This window comes from Streptomyces zhihengii (assembly GCF_016919245.1).
Taxonomy (GTDB): Bacteria; Actinomycetota; Actinomycetes; order Streptomycetales; family Streptomycetaceae; genus Streptomyces; species Streptomyces zhihengii.
Genome location: NZ_JAFEJA010000001.1, coordinates 1,401,903 through 1,418,249 on the forward strand (window position 1 = coordinate 1,401,903; position 16,347 = coordinate 1,418,249).

General features: G+C 73.3%; 14 protein-coding genes. 5 read left to right on the forward strand and 9 right to left on the reverse strand.

The features are described from left to right. Positions 1–2: 2 nt before the first annotated feature. From JE024_RS05895 to JE024_RS05925, 7 genes are all read right to left on the reverse strand, one after another. A complete protein-coding gene (locus tag JE024_RS05895; protein ID WP_205372572.1) occupies positions 3–1,343 on the reverse strand; it encodes a M20/M25/M40 family metallo-hydrolase in 1,341 nt (446 codons plus the stop codon). Continuing rightward, positions 1,336–2,172, reverse strand: a complete 837-nt coding sequence (locus tag JE024_RS05900; RefSeq protein WP_205372573.1) for a M55 family metallopeptidase — start codon at positions 2,170–2,172, stop codon at positions 1,336–1,338. Before JE024_RS05900 ends, JE024_RS05895 begins: the two co-directional genes overlap by 8 nt. Before the next feature lie 146 nt (positions 2,173–2,318). After that, positions 2,319–3,593 (reverse strand): ornithine--oxo-acid transaminase, encoded by a 1,275-nt coding sequence (rocD, locus tag JE024_RS05905; protein ID WP_244882608.1) that lies wholly within the window; start codon positions 3,591–3,593, stop codon positions 2,319–2,321. Continuing rightward, positions 3,590–4,420 carry a dimethylargininase gene (gene ddaH / locus JE024_RS05910; protein ID WP_205372574.1) on the reverse strand — a complete coding sequence of 277 codons (831 nt, stop codon included), beginning with the start codon at positions 4,418–4,420 and terminating at the stop codon, positions 3,590–3,592. The genes rocD and ddaH overlap by 4 nt, the downstream gene beginning before the upstream one ends. A 153-nt stretch (positions 4,421–4,573) precedes the next feature. Beyond that, complete coding sequence (locus JE024_RS05915; protein WP_244882610.1) at positions 4,574–5,134, reverse strand: Lrp/AsnC family transcriptional regulator; 561 nt, start codon at positions 5,132–5,134, stop codon at positions 4,574–4,576. A gap of 109 nt (positions 5,135–5,243) precedes the next feature. Then, a complete protein-coding gene (locus tag JE024_RS05920; RefSeq protein WP_205372575.1) occupies positions 5,244–7,664 on the reverse strand; it encodes an MFS transporter in 2,421 nt (806 codons plus the stop codon). 301 nt (positions 7,665–7,965) lie between these two features. Beyond that, positions 7,966–8,412, reverse strand: a complete 447-nt coding sequence (locus JE024_RS05925) for an SRPBCC family protein (protein ID WP_205372576.1) — start codon at positions 8,410–8,412, stop codon at positions 7,966–7,968. Between the two features lie 143 nt (positions 8,413–8,555). Between JE024_RS05925 and JE024_RS05930 the strand changes: the two genes are divergently transcribed. Both JE024_RS05930 and JE024_RS05935 read left to right on the forward strand, forming a co-directional pair. Beyond that, the gene (locus JE024_RS05930) at positions 8,556–9,593 is read left to right on the forward strand and encodes an Rv2578c family radical SAM protein (RefSeq protein WP_205372577.1); all 1,038 of its coding nucleotides are present in this window, start codon (positions 8,556–8,558) and stop codon (positions 9,591–9,593) included. 97 nt (positions 9,594–9,690) lie between these two features. Then, the gene (locus tag JE024_RS05935) at positions 9,691–10,185 is read left to right on the forward strand and encodes a GNAT family N-acetyltransferase (protein ID WP_244882612.1); all 495 of its coding nucleotides are present in this window, start codon (positions 9,691–9,693) and stop codon (positions 10,183–10,185) included. Between the two features lie 104 nt (positions 10,186–10,289). Here the strand turns inward: JE024_RS05935 and JE024_RS05940 are convergent, their stop codons facing one another. Further along, a complete protein-coding gene (locus tag JE024_RS05940; RefSeq protein WP_205372579.1) occupies positions 10,290–10,829 on the reverse strand; it encodes a hypothetical protein in 540 nt (179 codons plus the stop codon). Between the two features lie 32 nt (positions 10,830–10,861). Beyond that, positions 10,862–11,452 carry a HEAT repeat domain-containing protein gene (locus tag JE024_RS05945; RefSeq protein WP_205372580.1) on the reverse strand — a complete coding sequence of 197 codons (591 nt, stop codon included), beginning with the start codon at positions 11,450–11,452 and terminating at the stop codon, positions 10,862–10,864. A gap of 395 nt (positions 11,453–11,847) precedes the next feature. On the opposite strand from JE024_RS05945, the gene JE024_RS05950 reads away from it, so the two are divergent. The 3 genes from JE024_RS05950 to ccrA all read left to right on the forward strand — a co-directional run bounded on the left by JE024_RS05950 (position 11,848) and on the right by ccrA (position 16,338). Then, a complete protein-coding gene (locus JE024_RS05950) occupies positions 11,848–13,629 on the forward strand; it encodes a 3-hydroxyacyl-CoA dehydrogenase family protein (protein ID WP_205372581.1) in 1,782 nt (593 codons plus the stop codon). A 118-nt stretch (positions 13,630–13,747) separates the two neighbouring features. Further along, positions 13,748–14,599 carry a TetR family transcriptional regulator gene (locus JE024_RS05955; RefSeq protein WP_205372582.1) on the forward strand — a complete coding sequence of 284 codons (852 nt, stop codon included), beginning with the start codon at positions 13,748–13,750 and terminating at the stop codon, positions 14,597–14,599. A 401-nt stretch (positions 14,600–15,000) separates the two neighbouring features. Next, positions 15,001–16,338, forward strand: coding sequence for a crotonyl-CoA carboxylase/reductase (ccrA, locus tag JE024_RS05960; RefSeq protein ID WP_205372583.1), 1,338 nt, complete (start codon positions 15,001–15,003; stop codon positions 16,336–16,338). Positions 16,339–16,347: the final 9 nt, after the last annotated feature.

Genomic DNA, 16,347 nt, shown 5'->3' on the forward strand with positions numbered 1-16,347 from the left:
TCCTAGGCGGACTGCAGGAAGTGGTCGAGGACGCGGACGCCGAAGTGGAGGGCGTCGACGGGGACGCGTTCGTCGACGCCGTGGAACAGGGCGTTGTAGTCGAAGCCGGGCGGCAGCTTCAGCGGGGAGAAGCCGTAGCCCGCGATGCCGAGCCGGGAGAACGCCTTGGCGTCGGTGCCGCCGCCCATGCAGAAGGGCACGGTGCGCGCGTCCGGGTCGAAGCGCTCGACGGCGGCCCGGAGCCGGGCGAAGGTCGGACCGTCGACGGGGGCCTGGAGGGGGATCTCCTGGTGGTAGTAGCCCCAGGCGACGTCCGGGCCGGTCAGCTCGTCCAGGGTGGCGGTGAACTCCTCCTCGCCGCCGGGGACGACCCGCCCGTCGACGTGCGCGCCGGCCCGCCCCGGGATGACGTTCACCTTGTAACCGGCGTCCAGCATCGTCGGGTTGGAGCTGTTGCGCACGGTGTTCTCGACGATCCGCGCGGCCGGGCCGAGGGCTTCGAGGAGCGCGTCCACGTCGAAGGCGGGGTCGTCCAGGTCGGCTTCGAGGCCGTGCAGGGCGGCGAGTTCGGTGAGGGCGGCGCGGACGGTCGGGCTGAGCCGGACCGGCCAGCGGTGCTCGCCGATGCGGTGCACGGCGGCGGCGATCCGGGTGACGGCGTTGGCGTGGTTCTTCTTGGATCCGTGGCCGGCGCGGCCGTCCGCGGTGAGCCGCAGCCAGGCGGTGCCGCGCTCGCCCGCGCCGATCGGGTACAGGGACATGCCGTTCGCATGCACGGTGTACGCGCCGGACTCGCTGATGCCCTCGGTGCAGCCCTCGAAGAGGCCCGGGTGGGTGTCCGCGAGGAAGCGGGAGCCGTCGATCGCGCTGTCCTCCTCGTCGGCGGTGTACGCGATCACGATGTCACGCCGGGGGCGCACCCCGTGGCGGGCCCAGGCCCGGACGACGGACAGGACCATGGCGTCCATGTTCTTCATGTCGACCGCGCCCCGGCCCCAGACGACGCCGTCGCGGACGTCGCCCGAGAAGGGGTGGACACTCCACTCCGACGGCTCCGCGGGGACGACGTCGAGGTGGCCGTGGACGAGGAGCCCGCCGGCCGACGGGTCGGTGCCGGGGATGCGGGCGACGACGTTGGCGCGGCCGGGGGTGCGCTCCAGCAGCACGGGGTCGAGCCCGGCGTCGGTGAGCCGTTCGGCGACGTACTCCGCGGCCGGCCGCTCCTTGCAGTCGCCGCCGCCCCGGTTGGTGGTGTCGATGCGGATCAGGTCCGAGGTGAAGGCGACCACCTCGTCGAGTGCGGTGGCGTCCACGGCGGTCGGGGGTGTCGTCATCTCAGCCATACTGCTCCTCCACGGCCGCCGAGACGATCGTGGTGACCGCCTTGAACGTGCGAATTGCTTCGTACATGGTGTCGCTGGTGTAGGCGACGCGCCGTTCGCCCCGGGCGCGGGCCACGCCGGGGACGACGGTGGCCGCCGCCGCCAGGTGCTCGGCGTCGAACTCGACCTCGACGGTGAACGGGCCGCCGCGCACCGGCTCGTGGCGGACGGCGAGGGCCGCCGCCTCCTTGGCGGCGGCGCGGATGTCGGCCGCGGTGCGCGCGGGGGTGCGGCACACGGCGGCATAGCGCGAGACATGGTCCTTGACGGCGACCTTCAGCGCGCCGGGCGCGTAGCCGAGGGCGTCCTCGCAGGTCAGGTCGTCGCCGGTGACGAGGACGACGGGGACGCCGTACTCGGCGACGACCTGGGCGTTGAGCAGGCCCTCGCTCGCGCGGGCGCCGTTCAGCCAGACGCCGGTGATGGAGTTGGCGAGGTAGGTGTGGGCGAGGACGCCCTCGGTGCCGGCGCCGGTGTGGTAGCCGACGAAGGCGATGCCGTCGACGTCGCCGTGCTGGACGCCCTCGACCATCGACAGCGACTTGTGGCGGCCGGTGAGCATCTCGGCCCGCTCGTCGAGCTGTTCCAGCAGCAGGTTGCGCATCGTCCAGTGCGCCTCGTTGACGATCACCTCGTCGGCGCCGCCGTCGAGGAAGCCGAGGACGGCGGCGTTGACGTCGGAGGTGAACAGCGTCCGGCAGCGTTCCCACTGGGGGGTGCCGGGCAGCACGTCGGCCGGCCAGGTCACGCCGGTGGCGCCCTCCATGTCGGCGCTGATCAGGATCTTCACGGCTCGCTCCCGTTCGCAGGTCCGAGGACGCGAGTCTAAGGGCTGGGGTCCGCCGTGACGATCATGCGGGACCGGTGCTCCCGCGGGCCGTGCCAAGGCCCGGCGCGGCGGGGCGTCCGGCGGGTGGCCGGGCGCCCCGCCCGGGGTCAGCCGAGGACCTTCTCCAGGGCGCCGAGCGCGCCGCGGAGCTCGTCCGCCGTGATCGTCAGCGGCGGGGCGATGCGGATCGTGGTGCCGTGGGTGTCCTTGACGAGCACTCCTTCGGCCATCAGCCGTTCGCTGATGTCGCGGCCGGTGCCCAGGGACGGTTCGATGTCGACCCCGGCCCACAGTCCGCGGGCGCGGAAGCCGGTGACGCCCCTGCCGAGCAGGGCGGTGAGGCCCTCGCGCAGCACCTCGCCGAGCTCGGCGGCCCGGCGCTGGTACTCGCCGGTGGCGAGCAGGTCGACGACGGCGGAGCCGACGGCGGCGGCGAGCGGGTTGCCGCCGAAGGTGGAGCCGTGCTCGCCGGGGCGGAGCACCGACATGACGTCCCGCCGGCCGACGACCGCCGAGACGGGCACGATGCCGCCGCCGAGGGCCTTGCCGAGGAGCAGCAGGTCCGGCCGGACGGACTCGTGGTCGACGGCGAGGGTGGTGCCGGTGCGGCCGAGGCCGGACTGGATCTCGTCCGCGATGAACAGGCAGCCGGCCCGGCGGGTGGCCTCGCGGACGCCGGCGAGGTAGCCGTCGTCGGGGATGAGGACGCCGGCCTCTCCCTGGATGGGCTCGACGAGGACGGCCGCCGTGGTGTCGTCGAGGGCGGCTTCGAGGGCGGGCAGGTCGTTGTAGGGGACGACCCGGAAGCCGGGGGTGAACGGGCCGAAGCCGGCGCGGGCGCTCTCGTCGGTGGAGAAGCTGACGATGGTGGTGGTGCGGCCGTGGAAGTTGCCGTCGGCGACGACGATCGTGGCCGCTCCGGGGGCGACGCCCTTGACCTCGTAGGCCCATTTGCGGGCGATCTTGACGGCGCTCTCGACGGCCTCGGCGCCGGTGTTCATCGGCAGCGTCATGTCGAGGCCGGTCAGTGCGGCGAGGCCCTCGGCGAAGCCCGCGAGGCGGTCGTTGTGGAAGGCGCGCGAGGTGAGGGTGAGCACGTCGAGCTGCCGGTGGGCGGCGTCGATCAGACCGGGGTGGCGGTGGCCGAAGTTGAGCGCGGAGTACCCGGCCAGCAGGTCGAGGTAGCGGCGGCCCTCGACGTCCTCGACCCAGACGCCCTCGGCGCGGGCCACGACCACCGGCAGCGGGTGGTAGTTGTGCGCCAGGGTGTCCTGCTCGGCGCGGATCAGCTCGGCGGACGAACGCGCGGGGCGGGTGCCGCCGGCGGAGTCGGGGCGTGCGGTGGCTCCGGTCGCGCCGGAGCGTTCGGGCGTCAGCGTCATGCGCGGATCTCCTGGGTGCAGCACTTGATGCCGCCGCCGGCCTTGTGGAACTCCGACAGGTCGACGGGGACGGGGACGTAGCCGTGGGCGGCGAGCCGGCCGGCGAGGGCGCCGGCCTGCGGGGCGACGAGCACGTGCACGCCGTCGGAGACCGAGTTGAGGCCCCAGGCGACGGCGTCCTCGCGGGTCGCGGTCACGGCGTCGGGGAACATGCGCTCCAGCACCTCGCGGCTGCCCGGGGAGAACGCCTCCGGGTAGTAGCAGACGTTCGCCGGGGCGCCGCCCGCGCCGTCGTCGAGGACGAACAGCGCGGTGTCCAGGTGGTAGAAGTACGGGTCGACCAGGGTCAGGGAGACGACGGGGGTGCCGAAGTACTCCTGCACCTCGCGGTGGGCGTCGGTGGTGGTGCGGAATCCCGTGCCGGCGAGGACGAATCCGCCGACGGGCACCAGGTCGCCCTCGCCCTCGCACACGGCGACGGACTGCTGGACGGTGAATCCGGCGGACTTGAACCAGGTCTCGTACGCGGCCTCCTCGCCGCGGCGTTCGAGTGCGTGGAACCGTGAGCCGAAGACCCGGCCGCCCAGCACGAGGGCCGAGTTGGCGGCGAACACCATGTCCGGCAGGCCCGGTTCGGGTCCGACGTTGTCCACGGTGTGACCGAGTCCGAGGTAGGTGTCGACGAGGTGCTGCCACTGGGAGCGGGCCAGGTCGCGGTCGACCGGGGTGTCCGTGCTCATCCAGGGGTTGATCGCGTAACTCACGTCGAAGAAGCGGGGTTCACAGACCAGGTAGCGCCTGGCGCGAGGTACACGCTGTGCTGACACCGAAGGGGTCCTCCTGCCGTTGTCGCGATATCCGGTGACGCATGTCCGGTGACAAGCCAACGGTAGGAATCGGGACGGACCGGGGACAAGAGGCGTCCCCTGCGTGTACGCGCAGGAATGCTGCGTCGTCGGGCCCTTCGGCGCCGGTTTCCCTCACTCCTGCGGAAACACCCCGGTGGACGGGGGCCCCGGCTCCCCCGGGAAGGGCGCCTGCGGCACCGTCGCGGCGCCCGCCGGCGCGGCGAGGGCGGCGCCGGCCTCGGGGCTGGCGGTCAGCAGATGGGAGAGGACCATGTAGCTGATGGTCTTGCGGATGAAGGGCTCGGTCCTGATGCGCTCCAGCACCTCCTCGAAGTGCTCGACGTCGCGCGCCCGGACGTGCAGCAGCGCGTCGGCGCCCCCGGTGACCGTCATCGCCGCCATGATCTCCGGATAGTCGCGCACCACCTCGGCCAGCCGCCGCGGCGGGGCGGCGCCCTCGCAGTAGACCTCGACGTACGCCTCCGTGCGCCAGCCCAGGGCGGAGGGGCGGACGGTGGTGGTGAACCCGGTGATGACGCCCTCCTCGCGGAGCCGGTCCACCCGGCGTTTCACCGCGGTCGCGGACAGCCCGATGGCGGTGCCGATCTCGGTGAAGCTCGTCCGGGCGTTCTCCACGAGCGCGGCGACGATCTTCCGGTCGAGTTCGTCGAACGGCGCGGATCTGGTGGTCATCTCGGGGTTCCTCCGGAAGCTGTGGGGCGGCCCTCGGCCGCCCTATCGGACCACGACCGCCCCGCCCCCGGCCACCACGCCTCCGGGGAGGCGCGGGGCCGCGCAACGTTCAGTCGGCGTGGCCGAGTTGGAGGTCGCGCTCGGTGCGGCCGCCGCCGGCGACCTGGAGGACGGTGGCGACCGGCGGGTAGCCGGCGGCGATGACGGTGTACTCGCCGGACGACAGGTCGACGAAGCGGAAGGTGCCGTCCGAGCGGGTGGTGAGGGTGTCGACGACGTTGCCCGCCGCGTCCAGCAGGGTCACCCGGGCGTCCTCGACGGGCCGCCCGTCGCCGGCGCGGACGGTGCCGCGCAGCACCGCTCCCCCGGCCAGCTCGATGTCCTGGCGGGTCTCCCGCGAGGACTGCACGCTCACGGGGTGGGCGGCAGGCCGGAACGCGGGGGCGCTGGCGGCGAGGGTGTACTCCCCGGCGACCAGGTCGGTGATGACGTAGCCGCCCTCCCGGCCGCTGCGGGTGGAGGCGACCACGTCGCCCCGCACGTCGGTCAGGGTGACGGCCGCGTCGCGGACCGGGGAGCCGTCCGCGGTGAGGACGCAACCGGCCAGCCGGCCCGCGCCGCCGAGGACGACGTCGAGGTCGACGGGCCGTTCGCCGACGGTCACCGTGACGGCCTGCGGCTGGTGCCCGCCGGCGGCGGCGATCATCACATAGGGGCCGGGGCCGGGCGCGCTGAGCGCGTACCGCCCGTCCTCGCCGCTGGCGCCGCGTCCGACCTGGCGCCCCTGGACGTCGATCAGCGTGAGCGCGGCGCGGGGCACGCTGCTGCCGTCGTGGTGCTGGACGGTGCCGCAGACGGGGACGCCGGCCGGCAGGGGCGCGGCGGCCGGCGCGGGCTCCGGCACGGCGGCCGCGGCGGCGGCGCGCGCGTGCGGGACGGTGGTCGGCTCGGCGGCGGGCGTGTGGTGGGACACCAGGGGTTTCTCCTTGAGGAAGAAGGCGAGGACCAGGCCGAGGACGAGCACCGGCACCAGGAAGAGGAAGATGCGCGGCATCGCGTCGGCGTAGGCCTGGATGTAGCCGTCGCGCAGGGCGGGCGGCATGGCGTGCACGGCCTGCGGGGTGATCGACTCGGGGTCGGGCAGTCCGGCGCCCGCGGGCAGGCGGACGGCGAGCGCGTCGGCGAGCCGGTCGGCGAAGAGGGTGCCGAAGACGGCGGCGCCGACGCTGCCGCCGATCTGGCGGAAGTAGTTGTGCGCGCTGGTGGCCGTCCCGAGGTCGGAGGGCGGCACGGCGTTCTGCACGGCGAGGATGAGCACCGGCATCACCAGGCCGATGCCGAGGCCGAGCACCGCCTGCCAGATGCCGTACTCCAGCCGCGGTGTGTCCGTCTCCAGGCGGGAGAGCAGCCACATCCCGGCGGCCGAGACCGCGCCGCCGAGCAGCGGGTAGACGCGGTAACGGCCGGTGCGGCTGATGAGCTGGCCGGAGACGACGGAGGCCACCACGATGCCGCCCATCATCGGGAGCATCAGCAGCCCCGACTCCGTGGCGCTGGCCCCGTCGACCATCTGGAGGTAGGTCGGCAGATAACTGGCCGCGCCGAAGAGGGCGATGCCGATGACGGCCCCGACGAGGGAGGTGACGGTGAAGACGGAGTCGCGGAACAGCCGCAGCGGGATGAGGGGTTCGGGCGCGCGGCGTTCGACGGCGAGGAAGAGCAGGGTGCTCAGCAGGGCGCCGGCGCCGAGCGCGAGGACGGTGCGCGAGCCCCAGGCGTACTCGGTGCCGCCCCAGCTCGTCAGCAGCACCAGGCAGGTGGAGGCGGCGGCGAGGAAGACGGTGCCGAGGACGTCGATCCGGCCGCGCGCGGCGGGCTTCGGCAGCCGCAGCACCAGGGTCACGACGAGCAGGGTGACCAGCCCGAAGGGCACGTTGAAGTAGAAGCACCAGCGCCAGGAGGCGTGGTCGGTGAAGAAGCCGCCGAGCAGCGGTCCGGCGACGGAGGCCAGCCCGAAGGCGGCGCCGATCAGGCCCATGAACCGGCCGCGCTCGCGGGCGGGGACGATGTCGGCGATGATCGCCTGCACCCCGATCATCAGCCCGCCGGCGCCGACGCCCTGGACGGCCCGGAAGGCGATCAGCTCGTTCATCGTGCGCGACCAGCCCGCGAGCGCGGAGCCGACGACGAAGACGACGATGGCGAACTGGAACACGCCCTTGCGGCCGAAGAGATCGCCGAGCTTGCCGTAGACGGGGAGGCCGATGGTGGCCGTCAGCAGATAGGCGGTGATCGCCCAGGACATCCGGTCCAGGCCCTGGAGGTCGCCGACGATCTTCGGCAGGGCGGTGGCGACGATCATCTGCTCCAGCGCGGCGAGCAGCAGCGCGAGCATCAGACCGAGGAAGACCAGCCGTACGCGGCGGGGGCTGAGCGGGGCGGGATCCGGCGGCAGGGGCGGTGGAGGTCCGGCGGGTGTGCCGCCGGCCGCGACGGCCTGCCCGTCCTTCACCAGGGTGATGCCGCCCACGTGTCTGCTCCCCTCGTCGCCCTGCGCGGGGTCATTCTTCGCATCGGGGAGGAAGTCGGAGCAACTCGGGCGGGAGGGCGGCGGGGGCCCCAACAGGGCCCCACGGGGGCGCACTTGGGGCGCTCATCAGGGGCTTTCCCGTGGCGCGGCACGCGCGGGGCGCGGGCCGCGCCGCGGGGAAGACCACCCGATCCGGTGAGCCGCGGCGGCGGGCGGGCCGCCGCGGACCGGACCGGCGGCCCGGGGCGGCCCGCCGGACTTCCGGCGGGCTCGCGCGCCGGGGCCCGGACGCGCCGCCGGGTTACGCCTTCTCCACCTGGCCGGCGAGGTTGGCGAGCAGGGCGTCGTAGATCCGGGCGAGGCCCTTGGGGGCGAAGGTCCGCTCGAAGAAGCCGCCGATGCCGCCGGCGCCGTTCCACACCGTGGTGACCACGGCGCGCGAGGCGCCCTCACCGGCCGGGGTGACCCGCCAGGTGGTGACCATCGAGGAGTTGCGGTCCTTCTCGACGAGCTCGCCGTCGGTCGGCTCGGTGACCTCCAGCAGGCAGTCGCGGATGCGCTTGCTGGTGGCCTGGAGCTTCCAGTGGACGAGGGTGCCCTCGCCGTCGCCCCCCTCGCGGACCTCGTACTCGCTGAAGTGCTCGGGGAGGATCTTCGCGCGGGTGCCCTCGTAGTCGGCCAGGGCGTCGAACACCGTCTCGGCGTCCGCCTGGATGATCCGTTCCGTCGTGGCCTCGACCTGCGCCATTCCTTACTCCTCCACTCGCTCCAGCGGGACGGGCACAGCCAATCACCTCGGACGCCGCCCCCCAAATCCGGCTTGCGTCGATCATGGGAACAGGTGTTCTATTCAGGGGAACGGCAGAGGCAGCGGCCACGAGGAGGCACCCGATGCGCTGGGACAATCTGGCCGAGGACCCGGGGACGGGCGGCGACTCCGCCCTCTTCGGCACCTCCGCGGTGACCACCCGCACCTTCGACACCCCCGAGTTCCGGGGCATCACCTTCCACGAGGTCAGGGCGCGTTCGATCCTCAACCGGGTGCCCGGGGCCTCGCGCATGCCGTTCGAGTGGACGGTCAACCCCTACCGGGGCTGCACCCACGCCTGCGTGTACTGCTTCGCCCGCCGCACCCACAGCTATCTGGACCTCGACACCGGGCTCGGCTTCGACAGCCAGATCGTGGTGAAGGTCAACGCGCCGGAGCTGCTGCGCCGTCAGCTCGCCTCCCGCCGCTGGCAGGGCGCGCACGTGGCGATGGGCACCAACGTCGACTGCTACCAGCGTGCCGAGGGCCGCTACCGGCTGATGCCGGGCATCCTCCAGGCGCTGCGCGACCACGCCAACCCCTTCTCGGTGCTCACCAAGGGCACGCTGATCCTGCGCGACCTCGACCTGCTGCGGCAGGCCGCCGACGTCACCGAGGTCGGCATCTCGGTCTCCGTCGGCTTCACGGACCCGGAACTGTGGCGCACCGTGGAGCCCGGCACGCCCTCCCCCGAGCGCCGGCTCGGCGTCGTCCGCGCCCTGACCGGCGCGGGGATCGGCTGCGGGGTGCTGATGGCCCCGGTGATCCCCTTCCTCGGCGACCGCCCGGAGCAGCTCCGCGCCACCGTCCGCGCGATCGCCGCCGCCGGCGCGACCTCCGTCACCCCGCTCGTGCTGCATCTGCGGCCCGGGGCCCGCGAGTGGTTCATGAGCTGGCTGCGCGCCCACCACCCGCACCTGGTCGAGCGCTACGAGCGGATGTACGCGGAGGGCGCCTACGCCCCGAAGTGGTACCAGCGGCGCGTCACCCGGCAGGTCCACGAACTGGCCGCCGAGTACGGCATCGGTCCCGCCTCGCCCCGGAGCCGCCGCGCGCTGCCGGAGCCCGCCGCGCAGGAGGCACCCGTTACCTTGGAGCCGACCCAGCTGACACTCCTCTGACGGCTTGTCGCGTAGCGTGAAGGAAGTCCGGCGGGCAGGGTGACGTCCGACACCGGACACGGAGGGGCGCGAGGCGATGACGGTGAAGGTGCGGGACATGACCGACGGCGACCGGGAGGCGGTCGCCGCGATCCGCGTCGGCGGGCGGCGTCACGCCTACGCCGGCCTGCTGCCCCAGTCGCATCTCGACTTCATGGACGCGGCGGCGGACGCCGCGCGGCGGCACGCGGACCTGGCGGGCGCCGCCGGCACGGTGAACGTCGTCGCCGAACAGCTCGGCGACGTGATCGGCTGGGCCTGCTACGGCCCGTCCCGCGCGCCGGACGCGACCGTCGACGGGTGCGAGCTGTACGCGATCTACGTGCTCCCCGAGCGGATATCGTCGGGCGTCGGGCACGCCCTGATGGCCGAGGTCACCGGCCGCGCCCGCGCGAAGGGCTTCGTCCGCATGGAGTTGTGGGTCCTCAAGGAGAACGCCCGCGCCCGGCGCTTCTACGAGCGCGCCGGTTTCCTGCCGGACGGCACGGAGGAGCCCTTCGAGGTGGACGGCACCCGGGTGCCCGAGGTCCGCTACACCCGCCGCCTGGCCTGACCGGCCCGCGCTCCGGCGTCCGCCGGACCCGCCCGGCGCGACCGGTGCCGCGCCGGTGCCCCGCCCGCGGACGCGCCCCGGCACACCCGCACCCGCACCGGGCCTCAGCCGCCGTGCGGCGCGGGCTCCGGCGGGACGCGGTCGGCGCGGACGGTCAGCGCGGCCGTCACCCACAGCGACAGGGCGCAGCCCAGACCCACCACCGTGCGCACGCCCGCGTCGGAGGCGCCGGTGAGCGCGAGCACCAGTCCGGCCGCGCCGACGGCGACGAGCAGCGCCGCGGGCAGCCGCAGCCGGGGCTGGTCGAAGGCCGCGGCGAGCGGCACGAAGTGCGCACCGACCACCAGCGCGACCAGCGGCGGGATGAGCTCCGGCACCCCGCCTCGCCCGCATCCCACCGCGATGGCCGCGATCAGCAGCCACTGCACACCGTTGACCTGCGCGAAGCGGCGCCGCTGCGCCGGCGGCGGCGGACCGCCCGCCGATTCCGGCAGCAGCCGCGACGCGGCGTACATCAGTCCCGCCGCCACGGCGCACCCCGCGACGGCGCCGGTCACCACCACCGCCGTGCCGAACGAGCCGATCCCCAGCAACAGCCAGCCCACGCCGAACAGCGCGAGAAATCCCACCCCTGATCTGAACATGATCGAACTCTGTGCGCCCGGACCGCGCCCGGTCAACTCCCCTGCGGGGACGGCTTCGCGTCCAGTCGTGCCAGGGCGGCCGACGCCGCGGCCGTGAGCCTCGGGTGCGGCACGGCCGAGGCGAGGACCGCACGGGCCCGGGCGTCGCCGAGGGCGCCGAGGCCCTCCACACAGGCGAGGGCCAGGCGCCAGTGCGGATCGCCGGGCACCAGGCGCCGGCCGAGGACGGTGATCAGCGCGGGGGCGGACTCGGGGGCACGCAGCCGGGTGAGCAGACGGACCGGCACCAGCGCGTAGGCGACGCGCAGTTCATTGGTGGCGAGCGCGGCGGCGGCGCGGGGCGTGCGGGTGTCGCCCAGTTCGTACAGGGCGTGGGCGGCGCCGACACAGCGGTCGGGGTCGCGGTGGTTGAGGAGCAGCACCAGGGACTCGAAGGCGCGGCTGTCGCCGGCGCAGCCGAGCCGGTAGGCGGCGATCTCCCGCGCCCACAGCGGGCGTTCGCCGGCCGTGAGCTCGGCGGCGAGTTCGTCGCGGTCGGCGGTGAGCAGCAGCCGCTCGAAGGCGGCGCCGCCGCCTGATTCGCGGCGCAGACGGTGTGCGAGCGACCGTAACTCCTCGTCCATGTCTGTCAGGGTATCGGCGGTGCGCACCGTTTCGGGGCGGGATCCAGATCACAGCGGCGGGAATCCCACGGGGGCTGGCGCGCTCGTTACTGGCCGGTTACTCTCATGTGAGCGGGTACCCCCCGCGTTCCGCGGCGGCCTGGTGACGCAGCCGCCCGCGGGAGCAGTCGGTTCGGCCGTTGTGCCGTGCAGTACGACGAGACGTGGGACAGCGTCCGTCGGCCCTTGTGAATGCCCGTGGTCACGCCCCTCGTGGCGCCGCCCTCCCGGGTCGGACCCACGACGGTCTCCCGAGCGCATCGTCGCGCGACACCTCCGCCCGCCCGGCGTCCTCACGCCCGTCCGGCACCGTCCGCGCTCCCTCACCAGTCGTCACTCATCCCTGGAGTCCCGTGATGGACACCCCTCTGCACACCATCGCCGTCGTCGGTCTCGGCACCATGGGTGCCGGCATCGCCGAGGTGCTCGCCCGCGCCGGCCGCGAGGTCGTCGGCATCGACGTCAGCGAGGCCGCCGCCCGCCGTGCCACCGACGCCCTGGAGGCGTCCACCGCCCGCGCCGTGGAGCGCGGCCGGATCACCGAGGAGGAGCGCCGCACCACGCTGGCCCGCTTCCGTACGTACGCCGACCTCCGGGCCGCCGCCGACGCCGATCTCGTCATCGAGGTCGTGCCGGAGACGTACGAGATCAAGCAGCAGGTCTTCCGGGAGCTGGACGCGATCGTCCGCCCGGACACGATCCTCGCCACCGGCACCAACGCCCTGTCGGTGACCCGGCTGGCCGCCGAGTCCCAGCACCCGGAGCGCGTGCTGGGCCTGCACTTCTTCAACCCGGCCCCCGCGATGAAGCTGGTCGAGGTGGTCTCCTCGGTGCTGACCTCGCCGCCGGCGGTGGAGTCCGTCACCGCGCTCGCCCGCGACCTGGGCAAGGAGCCGGTCGCGGTGGGCGACCGGCCCGGCTTCGTCGCGGACGGTCTGCTGTTCGGCTACCTGAACCAGGCCGCGGCGATGTACGAGTCCCGCTACGCGTCCCGTGAGGACATCGACGCGGCGATGCGGCTCGGCTGCGGTCTGCCGATGGGGCCGCTCGCGCTGCTCGACCTGATCGGCATCGACACCGCCCGGACGGTGCTGGAGGCCATGTACGCCGCCTCCCACGACCGTCTGCACGCGCCGGCGCCGATCCTGGGCCAGCTCAGCGAGGCGGGGCTGACCGGCCGCAAGGCGGGCCGCGGCTTCTACACGTACGCGGAGCCCGGCTCCACCGAGGTGGTCGCCGACGCGCTGACCCCCCGGGCGGCCGCGGACGCGGCCGGCGGGCGGGCGGTCTCCTCGGTCGGCGTGGCCGGTTCGGGCACCATGGCCAGCGGTATCGCGGAGGTCTTCGCCAAGGCCGGGTACGACGTCGTGCTGGCGGCCCGCAGCCAGGAGAAGGCCGAGCACGCCAAGGCCCGGATCACCAAGTCCCTGGGCCGCTCGGTGAGCAAGGGCAGGATGACGCAGGAGGCGTGCGACGCCACGCTGGCCCGGATCACCCCGGCCGGTTCGCTGGACGCCTTCTCCGGTGTCGACCTGGCCGTGGAGGCCGTGGCCGAGGACCTGGCGGTCAAGCAGCAGCTCTTCGCCACCCTGGACAAGGTCTGCAAGCCCGGCGCGGTGCTGGCCACCACGACGTCCTCGCTGCCCGTCGTCGCCTGCGCCCGTGCCACCACGCGTCCCGAGGACGTGATCGGCATGCACTTCTTCAACCCGGCGCCCGCGATGAAGCTGGTGGAGATCGTCCGCACGGTCCTGACGGCGGACGACGTCCACGCGACGGTCCGCGAGGTCACCGCGAAGATCCGCAAGCACCCGGTGGACTGCGGCGACCGCGCCGGGTTCATCGTGAACGCGCTGCTCTTCCCGTACCTCAACAACGCGATCAAGATGGTCGAGGAGCACTACGCGACCCTCGACGACATCGACGCCGCGATGAAGCTGGGCGGCGGCTACCCGATGGGGCCGTTCGAACTGCTCGACGTGGTCGGCCTGGACGTCTCGCTGGCCATCGAGAAGGTGCTGCACCGCGAGTTCCGCGACCCGGGCCTGGCCCCGGCGCCGCTGCTGGAGCACCTGGTGGCGGCGGGCTGCCTCGGCCGCAAGACGGGTCGCGGCTTCCGCGAATATGCCCGGCGCTGACGCCTCGGCGGGGTGGGGCGGGCTGCTCGGTCCGGGCGGCCCGTCCCCGTCCCCCGCGGACGGGGCCCCTCCCCCGGCGGACCGGGGGTGCGACCCGCGGACGCACACGGAGGCCGGCATGGAGTACGTTCAAGTCATGCCGCAGCCTGCCGATCCGTCCCGACGCCCGCTTCGCGCCGGTTCCGCCCCCGATGCCGCGGAGAGCGCCGCGGGCTCGAAAGCCGCCGCCCAGCGGCTGAGGATGCGCCGCGAACTGGCCGCTGCGGCCATGGAGTTGTTCGCCACCAAGGGGTACGAGGCGACGACGGTCGACGAGATCGCCGCCGCGGCCGGGGTGGCGCGGCGCACCTTCTTCCGCCACTTCCGCTCCAAGGAGGAGGCGATCTTCCCGGACCACGACGACACCCTGGTCCGGGCGGAGGCGGTGCTGAACGCGGCGCCGCCGCACGAGCACCCCCTGGACACGGTGTGCCGCGGCATCAAGGAGGTCATGCGGATGTACGCGTCCGCGCCCTCCGTGTCCGTCGAGCGCTACCGCCTGACCCGCGAGGTGCCGACGCTGCGGGAGCGCGAGATCGCCTCGGTGGCCCGCTACGAGCGCCTGTTCACGCGCTATCTGCTGGGCCACTTCGACGAGCGCGACCACCACGACGGCAACGACGACCCGCTGCTGGCCGAGGTGGCCGCCTCCGCGGTGGTCACGGCGCACAACCATGTGCTGCGGCGCTGGCTGCGGGCCGGCGGGCAGGGCGACGTGGAGGCGCAGCTCGACCACGCCTTCGCCATCGTGCGGGACACCTTCGGCAGCGGCATAGGGGCCGGCCGCAAGGCCGGGCACACCGCCGCGGCGGCGCACGACGCGCCGGCCGCCGTACGGACCGAGGGCGAGGTCCTGGTGGCGGTGGCGCGGACGGACGCGCCGCTCAGCGAGGTCATGCGCACCATCGAGAAGGCCCTCCGGGAGGCCTGACCGCCGGCCCGCCGGCCCTGTACGACAGACAGGCGAAGACCGCCCGATCCGGGCGGTCTTCGCCTGTTTCGCGACCCCGTTCGATCGATCATCGCTCATATGTGTCCGGCGGATTGCATCTGAGAGAAATTCTTGGCACGGAGTGTCTTGCCACCTGGCACGGCGTGCCATACGTTGAAGGAGTCCGGGCGGCCGGCGTGCAGAGCACACTCGTACGCCGGCTGTCCCAGCAGCCCCCGGCCGCTCCGCCCGGACGCCTGCGTCACAGGCAACTCCCGTCGCGCCCACAGGCGCCGCCGAAGCAGCTCCATCCGCCGAACCGACGGCACACCTCCACACCCAGCACCGCCCGACGAACCCCTCAGCGTCCCCGCAGGACGCTTCCCGCCGGAGGCAACACCGTGAAGGAAATCCTGGACGCGATCCAGTCGCCGGAGAGCACGTCCGCCGACTTCGCCGCTCTGAAGCTCCCCGAGTCCTACCGCGCGATCACCGTGCACAAGGACGAGACGGAGATGTTCGCCGGCCTCGAGACCCGGGACAAGGACCCCCGCAAGTCGATCCACCTGGACGACGTGCCGGTGCCGGAGCTCGGCCCCGGCGAGGCCCTGGTGGCCGTCATGGCCAGCTCGGTCAACTACAACTCCGTGTGGACCTCGATCTTCGAGCCGCTGTCCACCTTCGGCTTCCTGGAGCGCTACGGACGGCTGTCCGAGCTCACCAAGCGCCACGACCTCCCCTACCACGTCATCGGCTCCGACCTCGCGGGCGTCGTCCTGCGCACCGGCCCCGGCGTGAACGCCTGGACCCCGGGCGACGAGGTCGTCGCGCACTGCCTGTCGGTCGAGATGGAGTCCTCCGACGGCCACAACGACACGATGCTCGACCCCGAGCAGCGCATCTGGGGCTTCGAGACCAACTTCGGCGGCCTGGCGGAGATCGCGCTCGTCAAGTCCAACCAGCTCATGCCGAAGCCGAAGCACCTGAGCTGGGAGGAGGCGGCGGCCCCCGGTCTGGTCAACTCGACCGCCTACCGCCAGCTCGTCTCCCGCAACGGCGCCGGCATGAAGCAGGGCGACAACGTGCTCATCTGGGGCGCGAGCGGCGGACTGGGCTCCTACGCCACGCAGTTCGCGCTCGCGGGCGGCGCCAACCCGATCTGTGTCGTCTCCAGCGAGCAGAAGGCGGACATCTGCCGCTCGATGGGCGCCGAGGCGATCATCGACCGCAGCGCCGAGGGCTACAGGTTCTGGAAGGACGAGCGCACCCAGGACCCGAAGGAGTGGAAGCGCTTCGGCAAGCGCATCCGCGAGTTCACCGGCGGCGAGGACATCGACATCGTCTTCGAGCACCCCGGCCGCGAGACCTTCGGCGCCAGCGTCTACGTCACCCGCAAGGGCGGCACCATCACCACCTGCGCCTCGACCTCGGGCTACATGCACGAGTACGACAACCGCTACCTGTGGATGTCGCTGAAGCGGATCATCGGCTCGCACTTCGCCAACTACCGCGAGGCGTGGGAGGCCAACCGCCTCATCGCCAAGGGCAAGATCCACCCGACGCTGTCCAAGGTGTACTCCCTCCAGGACACCGGCCAGGCCGCGTACGACGTGCACCGCAACCTCCACCAGGGCAAGGTCGGCGTGCTGGCGCTCGCCCCCGAGGAGGGGCTCGGCGTCAAGGACCCGGAGATGCGCGCCAAGCACCTCGACGCCATCAACCGCTTCAGGAATGTCTGAGGTCCCTCC